The following is a 15,179-nucleotide window of genomic DNA, read 5'->3' as shown; positions in this document are numbered from 1 at the left end:
GATCAGGGCATTACCAGTACCTGCCACAGAAAAGTGGGGAGTAATTACTCCCCGTTACCGGCTGTTTGCAGAATGACCAGCGCTTTGCCCGGACTGACGCTCTGGCCGGTTGTGCGCAGCACTTCCACCACGGTACCGCTCTGATGGCTGCTGACTTCAATTTCCATTTTCATGGATTCCAGCACCACCAGAGGCTGACCGGCGCTGACCTGATCGCCGGGTTTAACCAGACATTGCCAGACATTACCGGAGACATGACTGTCGATGCTGAATTCACCCTCAGCCAGCGGACGCTCATCGCTTTCTTCCAACACCGCTGGTTCGCTGTCGTAATGGAATTTTCCTGAGGCTTTCCATTCCTCAAGTTCTGCCTGAAAGGCTTTTTGCCGCTCCTGCTGGAAGGCTGAAATGCCTGTGCCCTGTTCCTGTAAAAAGCGTTCGTATTCCGCCAGATTAAAGCGGGTTTTTTCAATTCTGATGGGGTACTGGCCGTGGGGAAACTGCTGGCGGATCGTCATCAGTTCGTCGTGGCTGACCTCGTAAAAACGCACCTGATCGAAAAAGCGCAGCAGCCAGGGCTGGGTAAATTCGCGGGTGGTTTTATAGCGGTTCCACATCTGCAGGGTGCGGCCAACAAACTGATAACCGCCCGGGCCTTCCATACCGTAAATACACATATAGGCGCCGCCGATACCGACGGAGTTTTCCGCCGTCCAGGTACGCGCCGGATTATATTTGGTGGTGACCAGACGGTGGCGCGGGTCCATGGGCGTTGCCACCGGAGCACCTAAATACACATCGCCTAAGCCCATCACCAGATAACTGGCGTTAAAGACAATGTCCTTTACTTCGTCGATGGATTTCAGGCCATTAATACGGCGGATAAACTCAATATTATCCGGGCACCAGGGCGCATCGGCCCGTACCGATTGCATGTATTTATTCACCGCCAGCTGGCAGGCTTCGTCGTTCCACGAAAGCGGCAGGTGAACAATGCGCGACGGCACTTCAGCATCCTGCAAATCACCGAGCTGATCTTCGGCGGCAATTAATATCTGCAGTAATTTCTGCTGACTTAAACGTGTGGAATCGTAGTGCAGCTGCAGCGAGCGGATGCCCGGTGTCAGTTCCCACAGGCCGGTAATATTCTGTGTGTTTAAATACTGCATTAAGGCGTGGACACGGAAGCGCAAGCGGATATCCAGCTGCAGCGGGCCGTATTCCACCAGTAAATACTGGTCTCCACTGGGGCGATAAACGACACCGGTCGGATGTGAGTCTGCCTGACCGGTATATGCGATGCTGTGTACAATCGGGCTGTCCGGTAACCAGCGTTCAACCGCATAATTCTCTGCATTCAGTGTTGCCAGGCTGTTTTGCTGTGCGCGGTTTAAGGCAACGGCAGTCTGCTGGCTGACCGGCAGAAAGCGGATTTTATCACCGGCTTTTAACTGACCGAGTTTCCATAAATCGGCGGTGATCACTGTGGCCGGGCAGACAAAGCCACCCAGACTCGGGCCGTCCGGCCCTAAAATCACCGGCATATCACCGGTAAAATCGACGGTACCAATGGCGTAGGCATTGTCGTGGATATTGGATGGATGCAAGCCGGCTTCACCACCGTCGGCCCGTGCCCATTCCGGTTTGGGGCCAATCAGGCGCACACCGGTGCGGCTGGAGTTGTAGTGCACTTCCCAGGTGTGGGCAAAGAAGCGTTCAATATCGCTGTCGGTGAAAAATTCAGGCGCGCCGTGTGGGCCGTAAATAACCCGTAATTCCCACTCATTGGCAATCGTGGGCAGCAAAGCCGGATCGTTAAGGGTTGCAGGTTCTGTTTTATTATCTGCGGAAAAATGCAGCACATCGCCCGGTAATAATGCGCGACCGTTATGGCCGCCAAACTGACCGAGAGTAAAGGTGGATTTTGAACCCAGATAGTCCGGGCAGTTAAAACCACCGGCGATTAAACAATAGGCGCGTGCACCGCCACTGCCAACGCTGCCGCAGTCGAGAATATCGCCGGCATTAATATCAATGACCTGCCAGAATTCAATATCACTGGTTGTACTGTTGTGATTCAGGCTGTCAGTAGGTTGGTTGGCACGGGTCAGACTGGCGCTGGTGGCTGCACCGGCCAGTAATATCCTTGTCGGTGCGTTAAATTTAAGTACCGGGCCTTTTAAGGTAATTTCCAGACCCGCGGCCTGCTCTGCATTGCCGAGTAAACGGTTACCGAGAGCAAAAGAATAACCATCGAACGGACCTGACGGTGGCACACCAATATCCCAATAGCCAATGCGCGCGGGTAAATCCTGAAGGGTGGTTTGTGTTCCGGCGGTTAATACCTGCACGCTGGTGGGCTGGTGTTGCAGGGTTTTTAATAACTGGGTGTACACGTCACCGGCTTGTACGCGCTTATCTTTAAGAATATCGAGCAGATAACGGCGGTTGCACTCCAGTCCGTACAATTCCGTGTCGGCCAGCGCTTCTGCCAGGGTTGCCAGCGCCTGATCGCGGTTGGCGGCGGTGGCAATCACTTTGGCCAGCATAGGGTCGAACAGTGCCGGTACTTCTGAGCCGCTTTCTACCCAGGTATCAATACGCAGTGATGGCCAACCGGAAGTCTCTTTTATCAGAGGCCAGCGGACATTGCTTAATAATCCGGCGCAGGGCTGAAAATCCTGTGCCGGATCTTCGGCATAAATCCGTGCCTGAATGCTGTGGCCTTTGGGCGTGAAATCTTCTGTCAGTGGCAGCGTTTCTCCGGCACCAAGGCGCACCATCCATTCCACCAGATCAATACCATAGACTTCTTCGGTAACGCCGTGCTCAACCTGTAAGCGGGTATTCACTTCGAGAAAATAAAACTCGCCGGAATCGGCATCGTAAATAAATTCGACCGTACCGGCACTGCGGTAATTAACCGAGCGGCCCAGACGCGCTGCTGTGCTGTGCAAGGCTTCACGTTGTTGTGCGGTTAAACCCGGTGCCGGTGTTTCTTCCAGCACTTTCTGGTTGCGGCGCTGAATAGAACAGTCGCGCTCGCCCAATGCCAGCACCTGCCCCTTACCGTCACCAAAAATCTGTACTTCGATATGGCGGGCTTTTTCGACAAATTTTTCGATAAATACGCCATCGTTGGCAAAGTTATTGGCGCTTAACCGTTTAACCGAGGCAAACGCCTGCTGTAGTTCGGCCTCGCTGTAACACAGTTGCATACCAATACCGCCACCACCGGCGGTGCTTTTTAACATCACCGGATAACCAATACATTCGGCTTCACGGGTGGCACTGTGAATATCGGTCAGCAGTTCGGTGCCCGGCAGCAGCGGAACGTTGTTGGCTTCAGCCAGTGCACGCGCCGAGTGTTTTAAGCCAAAGGCATCCATTTGTGCGGCGGTGGGGCCAAGAAAGACCACGCCATCCTGATCACAGGCATGGGAGAAGCCGGTATTTTCGCTTAAAAAACCATAGCCGGGATGAATGGCTTCAGCACCGCAGTCTTTGGCAATCTGCAGGATTTTTTCCTGATTCAGGTAGGTATCCGCGACCGTGCCATCACCCAAGCAGAAAGCCTCATCGGCCTGCTGGACATGCAACGAATGCTGGTCGGCCTGATGGTAAACCGCAACCGCCTGAATATTCATTTTTTTCAGGGTGCGGATAATACGGTTGGCAATAGCGCCACGGTTGGCGATTAAGACTTTTTTAAACATGGTCTTGCCTCATTCTTAAATGTCTTGTTTCACAAGAGGCAGGTCGTCCTGCATAAATACTGAAGCCTGCCGGTCGTCCGGCGGCTTAAGGCACCTCTGAATAATTCAGTGCCCGCTTCGGCTTACTGAAAAAGTTCAGATCAAGGCGCCACGTTGAAGGCATAACGGGTTACGCCAAAACGTGGCAACACCGAGCTGGATTTTTTCAGCAAGCCCCGAAGGGCGTGGGCTGCAGAGTGTTTTGACGGTGTTGTCGATTTTATAAAGGACTCGCCATTCACTGCAATCGACGCCTTGTCAAAAGCACTCTGCAGCACTCACGCGAAGCTGTGCAGAATTATTCAGAGGTGCCTTAAAATATGAATTTTCTGATCGGCAGGCAGGATTACCAGACAATCACTTCAATCGGTGTCGGGTTATAGGCATTGCAGGGGTTGTTCAGCTGCGGGCAGTTGGATATCAGCACAATGGTGTTCATCAGGGCTTTCAGTTCGACATATTTGCCGGCATCGGAAATGCCATCGGCAAAGGTCAGTCCGCCTTCAGCGGTGACCGGTACATTCATAAAGAAATTAATATTGTGGGTAATATCGGCTTTATCCAGCCCGTATTCTTCATGCTCGTTAATGGCCAGCATCCAGCTGTCACGGCAGGCGTGCATGCACTTTTTTTCCAGACTGTAGCGCACGGTATTGGATTCGGTAGCGCAGGCACCGCCTAAGGTGTCATGACGACCACAGGTATCGGCAACAATTTCCAGCAGCGGGCGGTTTTCGTTGGTCATTAACACCGAGCCTGCTGTCAGGTATACATTACCCTGGGCGCGGATGGTATCAGTCGCGCTGTAGCGTTCGCTGGGATCATCGGCATTATAAAACAGCGTATCGGCGGCCTGATTACCTTCCAGATCGAGAATACGCAGGGTCTGTCCGGCTTCTATACGGTGAATAAAATAGTCACCGGCGAGTACTGTCTGGCGGAAACTAGCATCCTGGGGCTGCAGTGTGCTTGCTTTAATCATGATTCGGCTCCTCAGGCTTCGCAGAAGTTATAGAGAAAATTGTTGTGAAAACCGCGCTGATTTTCTGCGCAGTGATTTTTACACTCATCATCGTCGGCAACGGCGGCGGCTTTGCCCAGATGGTAATGCACCGGCCGCACAGGATATTCGGCGGCATTGTTTAACGGATGTGGACAGGTGTGCATGATCAGCAGGGTGTCCATTTCAAAGCGCAGAGTGATGGCATTTCCGGCCTTTGATGCATCGCCGATATAGCGCATATTGCCCTGATCATCGGTCTGCACCTGACTGAACAGATTGAGGTTGGCGGCCATATCTTTGCGTGACAGACCGTATTTGGCGAATTCCACCAGAAAGCTGTCATAGCCGTTCTGTGTCCAGCCATTACGGGCTTCCTGATAGGTTTTAATACCCCATTTTTCTGCCACCATGGCTTTATTGATATTGCCGCAGACGGTGTCGTGCCAGCCGCAATCATCCGCCACAACAGAGGCAAAAATACGGCCCATATCGGAATACAGGCAGTGGCCCTGAGTCAGCTTAAAGGTATGCTGGCATTTTAAGGTATCCGGTGCGTTGTACTTTTCCAGCAGGTCGTATGGGTTAAACATTAACAGACCAAGATTGGCGCCGCCGTGCAGGTCGGTAAAGGTGATAAGCGTGCCTTTTTTTACCCGCATCGACCAGTGGCAGCCGCCTCCCAGCGTATCCTGATAAACGGCCTCGCCCTGATAAAATTGCTGATGTTTTTTGCTTAACTGAGTCATATGTTCTCCTTCAGGCGCCTATTCAGGCACCTACTCCGGTACTTATTCCAATGCTTGGGCCTGCCTCGTCCTGCACACGGGCTGTGGCATGAACGGAGTGCTGAATATCGTTGTATAAAGAATGTTCCTGAGCGCTGTCGCCGCTTTTGGCCAGCTGGCCATGATTGGCCAGGTTCAGTTTTAAATCGTAGGTAATGGTCGCCCCCCAGGCATTGGGAGCCATAGGATCATGGCGGATTTTATCGAATACCAATAAACGGCTGCCGAGATAAAAACCCTCACCAATATCGTGGGTGACCATAAAAATAGTGGTGCCGGTTTGCTGCCATAAATCCAGAATTAACTGGTGCATATCGGCACGGATACCCGGATCAAGGGCGCCGAAGGGCTCGTCCAGTAGCAGGATTTTTGGCTCTTTAATTAATGCCTGAGCAATGGCCAGACGCTGCTGCATACCACCGGAAAGTTCATGTGGATACTTATTGGCGGCGCTGTGCAGTCCTACCCGCTGCAACAGATTCATGGCTTTCTCTTTGGCCTGAGCGCGGGCTTTACCAAACAGGCGGGCCAGCAATTTACTCTGGGCAAATTCCAGCCCGAGAATGACGTTGTCCAGCACGCTCAGATGGGGGAATACCGAGTATTTCTGAAACACAATGCCGCGGTCGACACTGGGCTCGTCGGTTAATGGCTGACCATCCAGCAGGCACTGGCCTTTACTGGCGCTTTCCTGACCGGAAAGCATTTTCAGAAAGGTCGATTTGCCGCAGCCGGATGCTCCGACCATGGTCACAAATTCGCCTTTTTTAACGCTCAGATTGATATTGTCCAGCACCGGCTGATCGCCGTAGGTTTTGCTGACTTTTTTAAATTCGATAAAACTCATACATATTCCACCTTGTGGTTATCCTGCGTCTGAAGATCAGTGCATTTATTGCGGCTGATACCAGGGGAATAATTTGCGGTTCAGTTGCTTCAGTAACTGATCAGAAATAATCGCCAGCAGGCTGATCCACACCACATAAGGCAGGATGACGTCCATTGCCATATAACGGCGTACCAGAAAAATCCGGTAACCAAGCCCTTCGGTCGAGGCGATGGCTTCGGCGGCAATTAAAAATAACCAGGCAGCTCCCATCGACAGGCGCAGCGCATCGACCAGGCGTGGCAGCATTTGCGGCAGCACCATGCGCAGCATTAATTGCCAGCTGTTGGCGCCCAGCGTCTGTGCCTTGATCCACTGTTCGGTCGGGAGCTCCGATACGCGGCTTTGTAATTCGCGGATTAAATATGGCGTGATACCAATCACAATCAGTACCACTTTCGATACTTCACCGAGGCCGAAAACAATAAACAGTACCGGCAGCAGGGCCATGGGCGGCACCATCGAGATGGCGGTGGTAAAGGGTGATAAATTTGCGCGCAGCAGCGGCAGGGCACCCAGCGTTAAACCAAATAACAGAGCAATCGTTGCACTGATACCAACGCCCATGGCAAGGCGTTCAAGGCTGGCGAGGGTATCGACCCAGAGCAGAATATCGCCGCTGCGTTTATTTTCTTCGGTCGCCATGCGCAGCAGGGTATCGCCCATGGTGCTGAAGGCAGGCAGTAATTTGTCGTTCGGATTGTCGCTCAGGCGCTCGGTTGAGGCTGCCATATAGAGCAGGATGGCGATAATGAAGGGCAGGGCGCCCAGAAAAAAAGCCAGTGGGCGGGAAATTCTCTGATTAATCAGCCGGCGCATAAGCGCACTCCTGTTCGGGTTAACGGAGCGGATACAAGGGGCATTGCACAGGCTGGCCTGAGCGAATGTTCCAGTGATCTCCCGGGCTTTTATCCCTCCGTGTAACCCCCGCACGCGGCTGAGGTCGGTTGCTCTCGGACCAGTCGTTCGTGTTTAACAACACAAACCGGAACCCTAGCGACCTATTAACGGAACTCAGTGTAGCAATTCCGCGAGCGATGCAGAACACCCCATTGTTTTCGCATCTCAACGGTATTTGCGAATGGTGTGCCAATTCTTACAAAGCACGGAAATGAATGATTTTTGCGCACAGGGCATACAGAAATGCCCTAAATTGTCGGGCGAGAAACATATCAATAAATCTGAAACAGAAAATTATGCCGCATTAAAGGGCAGTTTTTATCCGCATGTTTTGTTTTGGTGCTTCGGGGAGTATGTATGCGTGAATTTCTGAATCCTGCGGCGGTGCTGTTTCTGGCGTCGGTTCTCTGGGGCAGTGCCTGGATACCACTGAACGCTATTGAAAACGCCGGAATCAGTCATTCATTACTGCTGCTACTGGCGTACAGTGTGGCCAGTGTTCTGAGCGCGGTGATCCTGTGGCGTCAGTGGCACAGGGTACTGGCGCACTGGCAGCAGAATAAAGCGTTGTTAGCAGGAATATTTCTGGTCGGTGGTCTGGCCAATGCCAGTTTTTCGCTGGCGCTGCTGGAAGGCAATGTGGTGCGGGTAATGGTGCTGTTTTATCTGTTACCTGTGTGGAGCACCTTACTTGGACGATTATTTCTGCATGAGACCGTCAGTGCCGGCAAAGCGCTGATGATTGTGCTGGCTTTATTGGGCGTGGTGCTGGTTGCGGGGATTCAGCCGGGTAGCGACTGGCAGACGAACTTACTGAAAACGCCCTGGGGAACAGGCGATACTCTGGGGCTGATTGCCGGTTTTACCTATGCAGCGAATAATATTTTATTCCGTAAAGGGCAGCAGGTTGCGCTGGTATTAAAAGCAGAAAGTATGTTGCTGGGAGCCGCATTTTTTATGTTGCTGAGCTGGCTTTGGCAGGCAGGTACAGTTAATGCCGATCAGCTGTTGCAGGTATCGGCAAGCGCCGTTTGGCTGGCCATGCTGTACGGCGCAACCTGGCTTCTGGCGGTGTCTTTCGGGTCGCAATGGGGAGTCAGTCATTTACCTGCCAGCCGCTCGTCGCTGATTATTATTATGGAACTGGTCACCGCGGTATTAACGGCCTGGTGGCTGGGAGAAGCGCAGTTGAGTGTATGGGGCTGGCTGGGTTGCGTCTGTATTATGAGCGCAGCATTGCTGGACAGTATGAGTGCCGCGGTTAGTCCAGACGTAAAAATCTGGGCACCAGCATCAGGCCAATTCCGGTCATCACCATGGCGTAGTGATTAGATACAAAGTAGGGGTAAATCATCAGGGCAACGCCGCTCCACAGTGCGATTTTATGGCTTTGACGCTTACCGTAAATAAAATAACCAAAACCAATGGAGCCGAAAATCAGAGACAGAAACAGTGCGGTCGTGTCGGTTAACATGGTGTATTCCTTAACGTCGATTCTTTTGTATTGAACCTTGCTCGAAAGTGCTGCTGTTTAATCACCACCGCAGCCGCTGCTGCAACCGCTGTCGGAAGCGGATGAACAACTGCTGGTGCAGCCGCCACTGCCGGAGCAACCGGAAGCGCAGCCAATATGGCTGGCACAGTAGGGCGTTGTGTCATTTTGCGTTTTCTTGTTTGTGCCAGTGGCTGCCATCTGACAATTGAGCTGGTAAAAAAATCCGTCATCAATATTCAGCTGGGCATCAAGCGCAAACAGCAACGGCAGTTTGCTGGGCTGTTTGGCTGACAGCCATTCCCGGGCGCAGGCTATACGCCAGGCGCGTTTAATGCCATTCGCTGCAGTGGTGGGCGTACTCATGGCTTCGGCTGGTGTGTGGTGAAGAAAACGACCAAAAGCGGCGCGGCAGAATTCCTGATATCTTCGGGTAAACAGAATAAATTCATGCCAGGCGAGGTCGACCACCTGCGAGGGCATGGCAACGGGTTTGCGTCCGGCGATATTACAGATCTGAAAATATTCGCGCAGTCCGTCGATTACCAGCGCCAGCTGAGCTTCGTCCAGATGGGGGTAGCGCTGTGCCACCTTGCGTTTTAAGGTGCCGGGAAAGGCATAATTCTGTATATGCCGGGCACGCAATTTAATGGCGATTTTACGCCATAGTTTCCAGCCCAGGCTGATAATAATAATGGCCAGAATAATGCTGAAGAGGTTGTTGAATATCCAGTTCATTGCATGTCCGTTCGGCGTGAGAGTGGGCAAAACTATGCCGCTGGACAGGGCATTGGTCAATGCCGGAAAAGGCTGATGTATAGTTGCTTTGAATAAATAAAAAAACGGACCTTAAATAAGGTCCGTTCTGTGTTATCTGCGTGGTATTTACACCAGCTGCATTAACGATTTTTTATCGTAGTCTTCCAGTTCGTCATAGCGGCCTGCTTTTACTTTCAGTACCCACTCAGGGTCCTGCAGCAGTGCGCGGCCAACGGCCACCAGTTCAAACTCACCGGTTGCCATGCGCTGGCCAAGTTCATCGATGGAGGCGGTGGCAACACCGGAGGCGTCAACCATGTCGCGTTTGTCTTCATCAATAAAGCTGGCATTCAGGCCAACAGAACCGACGGTAATCACCGGCTTACCGGTGATTTTTTTGGTCCAGCCGGCCAGATTCAGGTCGGAACCTGCAAATTCTTTTTCCCAGAAACGGCGGGTTGAACAGTGGAAAATATCGACACCGGCTTCGACCAATGGCTTTAGGAAGGCTTCCAGTTCTTCCGGGGTTTCACACAGACGGGCGCTGTAATCCTGCTGTTTCCACTGGGAGAAACGGAAAATAATCGGGAAATCCGGACCAACACGGTCGCGGATGGCAGAGACAATTTCGCAGGCGAAACGGGTACGGGCAACCAGATCACCGCCGTATTCGTCAGTACGCTGGTTAGAGCCTTCCCAGAAGAACTGGTCGATTAAATAACCGTGGGCGCCGTGTACTTCCACCGCATCAAAGCCAATGCGTTTGGAATCTTCAGCCGCCTGAGCGAAGGCTTCAATCACTTCCTGAATATCTTCTTTGCTCATGGCTACGCCATTTTCTTTACCGGCTTTGACCAGACCGGACGGGCTGTAACCCGGCACTGACGGATCAGGCTCCACGCCTTCTTTACGAATGGCGCCTACGTGCCACAGCTGTGGAGCGATTTTGCCGCCTTTGGCGTGTACTGCATCGACCACTTTTTTCCAGCCGGCCAGTGCGTCTTCACCATAAATAAAAGGAACGCGCGGATAGCCATTAGCGGCTTTATGGCCGACACAGGTGCCTTCGGTAATGATCAGTCCGACTTCATTTTCGGCGCGGCGGGCGTAGTAGGCAGCGACCAGCTCATTAGGGATATTGCCCGGCGAATAGGTGCGGGTCATCGGAGCCATAACAATACGGTTGCTCAGTTGCAGCGGGCCGAGGGTGATGGGTTCAAACAGGGCGCTGACGGCGCCGTGGACATTGCTCATATCGGTATTCCTGTTGGCTGTTTTTTACTGTTTCGGAAATGGTTAAAAGGTTGTCGGAAATTGTTAAAGGGTTGTGCGTGATTGCGCCGGTTGTGCATCCGGCAGCCATTGTTGCAGCAGCAGTGACATACTCTGCTCAAAGTGTTCACGCCCTAACAGGCGGGCGTAATACAGCGCGCCTTTGCAGGCAAAAATAAATAATTGCGCCAGTTCTTGCGCACTGGCGGTGGCCGGAGCCTGCAGCTCTCCGTCTGCTAGCCCCTGCCGGAATACAGCAGCAACCCAATCCACTTCGAGCCGGCTTAGGTCACTCAGGCGTGCGCGCATGGCATCCGGCAGTTGCGCCAGATCGCTGTGCAGGGCGCTGAGCGGGCACTGCTTATGTTCGTTAAAGGTATGTTTGGCCGCGGCGCGCAGATAGCGCTGCAGTTTGTCCGGTGCGTTGTGCCCATGCTGATCAAAGTGCGCGAAACCATCACGCAGCCATTGTTCGGTCCAGTCGCACAGTGCCAGGCCCAGGTCGGCTTTCTGTGCGAAGTGGTGATGCACGCTGGGTTTACTGATGCCCAGTTCGCGCGCCAGATCCTGATAACTGAAGCCGGTATAACCACGGCGGCAGAGCAGGTCGGCGCCAACATCAATCAGCTGCTGACGGGTCTGGCGGGCATTGGCAGATTTTGTGGTCATAGCGGCATCGCTCTGGGCGTTTGTTGGTATCGACTGTGATTAGCCTACCTACTGGTAGGTAGGCTTGCAGGAGGCATTTGTGCCAGAAGTCGGCGGATGGAGAGAGCTTTTGGTTACGCCGCGTTAACGGCGTAGCTATTGCTGGTTACTCTGTCGTTGCCTGCTCAGCGGGTTGCCGCTTCACCGAAAACAGCCTGCAGTTGTCGCGGAATAAAGCGGATGCCAAACACCGAGGCTTTGTACAGCAGTCCGGGTACAACGCTGGCTTTGCCTTTTATTACACCTTTAAGACCGGCGCGTGCGACCGAGTCGCTGCTCATAATGGCGAGGGTGCGCAGTCCTTCAATCTTCTGTCCGGATACATCCATAAACTCGGTGGCCGTACCGCCGGGGCAGAGCGCGCTGATATGAATCTTATGCGGGCGCAGTTCCCGCGCCAGCGATTCGGCAAAGTTGAGTACATAGGCTTTGCTGCCGGCGTAGCTGGCAAACTGCGGGCCGGGTAAGAAGCCCAGCAGGGACGACACCAGCAGAATATGGCCGCCGCCACGCTGTTTCATATCAGCGGCATACAGCCAGGTCAGCTCGGTCAGGGTGATGACCATCAGCTGAATCATCTGGCTGTGAACCGGCATAGGTACGTCCAGCAGATAGCCATGCTGGGCAAATCCGGCGTTATTAATCAGCAGATCGACGGGCAGCTGCAGCGCCTGAGTTTTATGAAACAACTCTGTGGCCGAGCCGGGCTGAGCCAGGTCCTGGCTGATCACCTGTACGCGGATGCCCGCGCTGTGCTCCAGCTCCTGTTTTAACGCCAGTAATTTGTCTTCGCGCCGTGCCACCAGAATCAGATGGCAACCGGCGGCGGCCAGCTGGCGGGCAAAGGATTCGCCAATGCCACTGGAGGCACCGGTTATCAGAGCGGTTTTGTTATGGAAGGTGCACATGGCAGAACTCCGTTGGCTGATGCGTTTATTTTTATTTTGCGGTTGTTTATAGTTTGACAGTCGTCGAACTGACTGGATGCTAAGAAACAGTTTGATCGTTGTCAAAGTGTTATTCTGCCATCGTGTTAAAACGACGGAGGCTGAAGTACACTGCCGCCCACTTTCCGGATGTTCACAGTGAATCTATGTGCCGACTGACCGATAAAGGGGTGAACCTGCTGGCCGATGCCTTTAAAGCACTGGCTCATCCCAACCGTTTGCAGATGTACCTGGAAGTGGTGCGTCATCATCAGGCGGAACAACTCTCAGCAGAGCACAGCCGCAGCGGCTTACCGGCCCCGGCGGCTGGTTGTGGCGTGGCCGACTTTATCGGCAAGCTCAGCATTGGTGCGCCGACCGTCTCTCATCACGTAAAAGCGCTGGTGGATGCCGGGCTGATCCGGGTCGAAAAACAGGGCAAATATGTGTCCTGTTTTTTAAACGAAGATGTATACCGCGAGCTGGGCGATTTCTTTCGTCCGCTGTCGTCGCAGGAGTAAACATGAAACTTGAGAACATTGATAAAGCCCGCTTTAAAAAACATCTGAACCGTTTTCAGGCGGCACTGGTTGCTGCTCTGCTGGTGCTGTCGCTGGGCTTTTCAACGCTGTATATCGCCCTGTGGGGCGGTGCAGAGTCCAACTTCTGGCTCAATGTCGCGGGTGTGGCAACTGCCGCGATCTTGATTGCGGCACTGATTAACCGCTTTAAAGATCATCCGGCCCTGACCGAGGTTATGTACGTCTGGCGCCTGAAGCAGGCGCTAAACCGGATTTACCGGGCCAGTGCAAAGCTGAATGCTGCGCTGGAGGCCGATAACCCGCTGGCGGTGACCATCCAGTACTATTTCCTGCACGGTTCAAAGCATCTGCACCAGCTGGAAGATAACACGCTGACCATGGATGAACTGAACACTCAGATTGCCCAGCTGGAGAAGCAGATTGAGCGACTGGGACTGACCGTGAGCGTGGATGATTACCGCCCGGAGCTGCTTGAGCAGCTGTAGCCGGCCGTTGTCGGTAAACAGGCCGCAGGCAAGATGCAGCGGCGGCCTTAACCATGTAAACTACGCGCATTTTTTACACACCCCTTTTCATACCTTTGGAAGACACGCAGGCTTTCGCCCATGATGAAATACATTTCTACCCGCGGTAATGCGCCGGAACTGACCTTTGAAGACGTACTGCTGACCGGCCTGGCCACCGACGGCGGCTTATATGTGCCGAAAGACGTACCGCAATTCTCCCTCGAAGAGATCGAATCCTGGCGTGACCTGCCGTACACCGAACTGGCGCACAAAGTGATTTACCCGTTCGTGGAAGGCTGTGTGGATTCCGCGGCACTGAAAGGCATGCTCGAAGCGGTCTACAACAACAGTAACTTCGGTCACAAAGCCATTGCGCCGCTGCAGCAGATCGACCACAACGAATACGTGCTGGAACTGTTCCACGGTCCGACGCTGGCGTTTAAAGACTTTGCTCTGCAGCTGCTGGGTCGTCTGCTGGATTACGTACTGGAACGCCGCCACGAGAAAGTCGTTATTATGGGTGCCACCTCCGGTGATACCGGTTCAGCTGCGATTGAGGGCACCAAAGCCTGTCGCAACGTTGACATCTTTATTCTGCATCCGCACGGCAAGGTGTCAGAAGTTCAGCGTCGCCAGATGACGACCGTTACCGGTGACAACATCTTCAATATCGCCATCGAAGGTAACTTCGATCAGGCGCAGGATATGGTTAAAGCCAGCTTTGGTGATCAGCAGTTCCTGCGTGGTGAGCGCAAACTGGTCGCAGTAAACAGCATCAACTGGGCGCGCATCATGGCTCAGATCGTTTACTACTTCTATTCCGCACTGAACCTGGGTGGCCCGCTGCGTCCGATGGCGTATTCCGTTCCGACCGGTAACTTCGGCGATATCTTTGCCGGTTACATGGCGAAGAAAATGGGCCTGCCGATTGAACAGCTGATTATCGCCACCAACAGCAACGATGTTTTGCATCGTCTGATGAGCAAGAATCAGTACGAAGTACATCCGCTGCAGCATACCATCACACCATCGATGGACATCGCCGTATCCAGCAACTTCGAGCGCCTGCTGTTCGATCTGTACGACCGTGATGGCGCCAAACTGGCCGACCTGATGGCACGCATGAACGCTAAGAAAGACGTTGTATCTCTGGATGAAGACAAGCTGGCCAAAGCCCGTGAGCTGTTCGACAGCTATGCGGTCAGTGAAGACATGACGGTTGCCACCATGCAGGAAGTCTTTGGTGAAACCGGTTATCTGCTTGATCCGCATACCGCCATCGGTGTGAAAGCAGCGCGCGAATGCCGCCGTAACCAGAACATTCCGATGGTCACGCTGGGGACTGCGCATCCGGTTAAATTTGAAGAAGCGGTACAGCGTGCCGGTTTCGATATGCCAAAACTGCCGCACCACCTGACCGATCTGATGGAGCGCGAAGAGCGTCTGAATGTGCTGCCTGCTGATCTGGCAACGGTACAAAGCTTTATCGCAAAAAACACCTTTAAGGACTGATACCTTAAACGGTGCTGCTGAAGGCCACTCTTGAGTGGCCTTTTTTATGTCTGGCATTCCTGTGCAGGGGCACAATTGGTCTATTCTTTGAGACAAAGGTTTGGATTGTCCTGCCGGAAATACCGTCTGAACA

Annotated in this window: 14 protein-coding genes and 1 riboswitch; of the genes, 4 read left to right on the top strand and 10 right to left on the bottom strand. The window is 53.1% G+C overall.

Translation table 11 applies throughout. From position 1 onward, the window contains the following. Positions 1 to 44: 44 nt before the first annotated feature. The 5 genes from uca to HUF19_RS12090 form a co-directional block, all read right to left on the bottom strand. Entirely contained in the window at positions 45 to 3,716 is a 3,672-nt protein-coding gene (uca, locus tag HUF19_RS12110) for an urea carboxylase (RefSeq protein WP_260996865.1), read from the bottom strand. A gap of 385 nt (positions 3,717 to 4,101) precedes the next feature. Next, positions 4,102 to 4,737, bottom strand: a complete 636-nt coding sequence (locus HUF19_RS12105; RefSeq protein ID WP_230330415.1) for an urea amidolyase associated protein UAAP2 — start codon at positions 4,735 to 4,737, stop codon at positions 4,102 to 4,104. Between the two features lie 11 nt (positions 4,738 to 4,748). After that, positions 4,749 to 5,504 (bottom strand): urea amidolyase associated protein UAAP1, encoded by a 756-nt coding sequence (locus tag HUF19_RS12100; RefSeq protein WP_260996864.1) that lies wholly within the window; start codon positions 5,502 to 5,504, stop codon positions 4,749 to 4,751. A 22-nt stretch (positions 5,505 to 5,526) separates the two neighbouring features. After that, on the bottom strand, positions 5,527 to 6,390 hold the full coding sequence (locus HUF19_RS12095) for an ABC transporter ATP-binding protein (RefSeq protein WP_260996863.1): 864 nt from the start codon (positions 6,388 to 6,390) through the stop codon (positions 5,527 to 5,529). Positions 6,391 to 6,435: 45 nt separating this feature from the next. Continuing rightward, positions 6,436 to 7,248, bottom strand: a complete 813-nt coding sequence (locus tag HUF19_RS12090; RefSeq protein WP_145470020.1) for an ABC transporter permease — start codon at positions 7,246 to 7,248, stop codon at positions 6,436 to 6,438. A 76-nt stretch (positions 7,249 to 7,324) separates the two neighbouring features. Beyond that, a riboswitch (guanidine-I (ykkC/yxkD leader) is annotated at positions 7,325 to 7,437 on the bottom strand. 249 nt (positions 7,438 to 7,686) lie between these two features. Between HUF19_RS12090 and HUF19_RS12085 the strand changes: the two genes are divergently transcribed. Beyond that, positions 7,687 to 8,661, top strand: coding sequence for a DMT family transporter (locus HUF19_RS12085; protein WP_260996862.1), 975 nt, complete (start codon positions 7,687 to 7,689; stop codon positions 8,659 to 8,661). Here HUF19_RS12085 and HUF19_RS12080 read toward each other — a convergent pair. The 5 genes from HUF19_RS12080 to HUF19_RS12060 form a co-directional block, all read right to left on the bottom strand. Further along, positions 8,591 to 8,803, bottom strand: a complete 213-nt coding sequence (locus tag HUF19_RS12080) for a hypothetical protein (protein WP_260975293.1) — start codon at positions 8,801 to 8,803, stop codon at positions 8,591 to 8,593. The genes HUF19_RS12085 and HUF19_RS12080 overlap by 71 nt on opposite strands. A 57-nt stretch (positions 8,804 to 8,860) precedes the next feature. Then, positions 8,861 to 9,559, bottom strand: a complete 699-nt coding sequence (locus tag HUF19_RS12075; protein ID WP_260996861.1) for a glycine-rich domain-containing protein — start codon at positions 9,557 to 9,559, stop codon at positions 8,861 to 8,863. Positions 9,560 to 9,706: 147 nt separating this feature from the next. Further along, entirely contained in the window at positions 9,707 to 10,834 is a 1,128-nt protein-coding gene (locus tag HUF19_RS12070) for an NADH:flavin oxidoreductase (protein ID WP_260996860.1), read from the bottom strand. A 63-nt stretch (positions 10,835 to 10,897) separates the two neighbouring features. After that, positions 10,898 to 11,521, bottom strand: coding sequence for a TetR/AcrR family transcriptional regulator (locus HUF19_RS12065; RefSeq protein WP_260996859.1), 624 nt, complete (start codon positions 11,519 to 11,521; stop codon positions 10,898 to 10,900). A 164-nt stretch (positions 11,522 to 11,685) separates the two neighbouring features. Beyond that, on the bottom strand, positions 11,686 to 12,468 hold the full coding sequence (locus HUF19_RS12060; RefSeq protein WP_260996858.1) for an SDR family NAD(P)-dependent oxidoreductase: 783 nt from the start codon (positions 12,466 to 12,468) through the stop codon (positions 11,686 to 11,688). A 185-nt stretch (positions 12,469 to 12,653) separates the two neighbouring features. Here HUF19_RS12060 and HUF19_RS12055 point away from each other — a divergent pair, with 185 nt between their 5' ends. The 3 genes from HUF19_RS12055 (at position 12,654) to thrC (ending at position 15,046) form a co-directional block, all read left to right on the top strand. Next, positions 12,654 to 13,007 carry an ArsR/SmtB family transcription factor gene (locus HUF19_RS12055; RefSeq protein WP_260996857.1) on the top strand — a complete coding sequence of 118 codons (354 nt, stop codon included), beginning with the start codon at positions 12,654 to 12,656 and terminating at the stop codon, positions 13,005 to 13,007. Between the two features lie 2 nt (positions 13,008 to 13,009). Next, the gene (locus HUF19_RS12050) at positions 13,010 to 13,513 is read left to right on the top strand and encodes a DUF3087 domain-containing protein (protein WP_260996856.1); all 504 of its coding nucleotides are present in this window, start codon (positions 13,010 to 13,012) and stop codon (positions 13,511 to 13,513) included. Between the two features lie 123 nt (positions 13,514 to 13,636). Then, complete coding sequence (thrC, locus tag HUF19_RS12045; protein ID WP_260999501.1) at positions 13,637 to 15,046, top strand: threonine synthase; 1,410 nt, start codon at positions 13,637 to 13,639, stop codon at positions 15,044 to 15,046. The last annotated feature ends 133 nt before the right edge of the window (positions 15,047 to 15,179 follow it).

Source organism: Thalassolituus hydrocarboniclasticus (assembly GCF_025345565.1).
Taxonomy (GTDB): Bacteria; Pseudomonadota; Gammaproteobacteria; order Pseudomonadales; family Oceanobacteraceae; genus Venatoribacter; species Venatoribacter hydrocarboniclasticus.
This window is presented reverse-complemented; position numbering and strand designations above follow the sequence as displayed.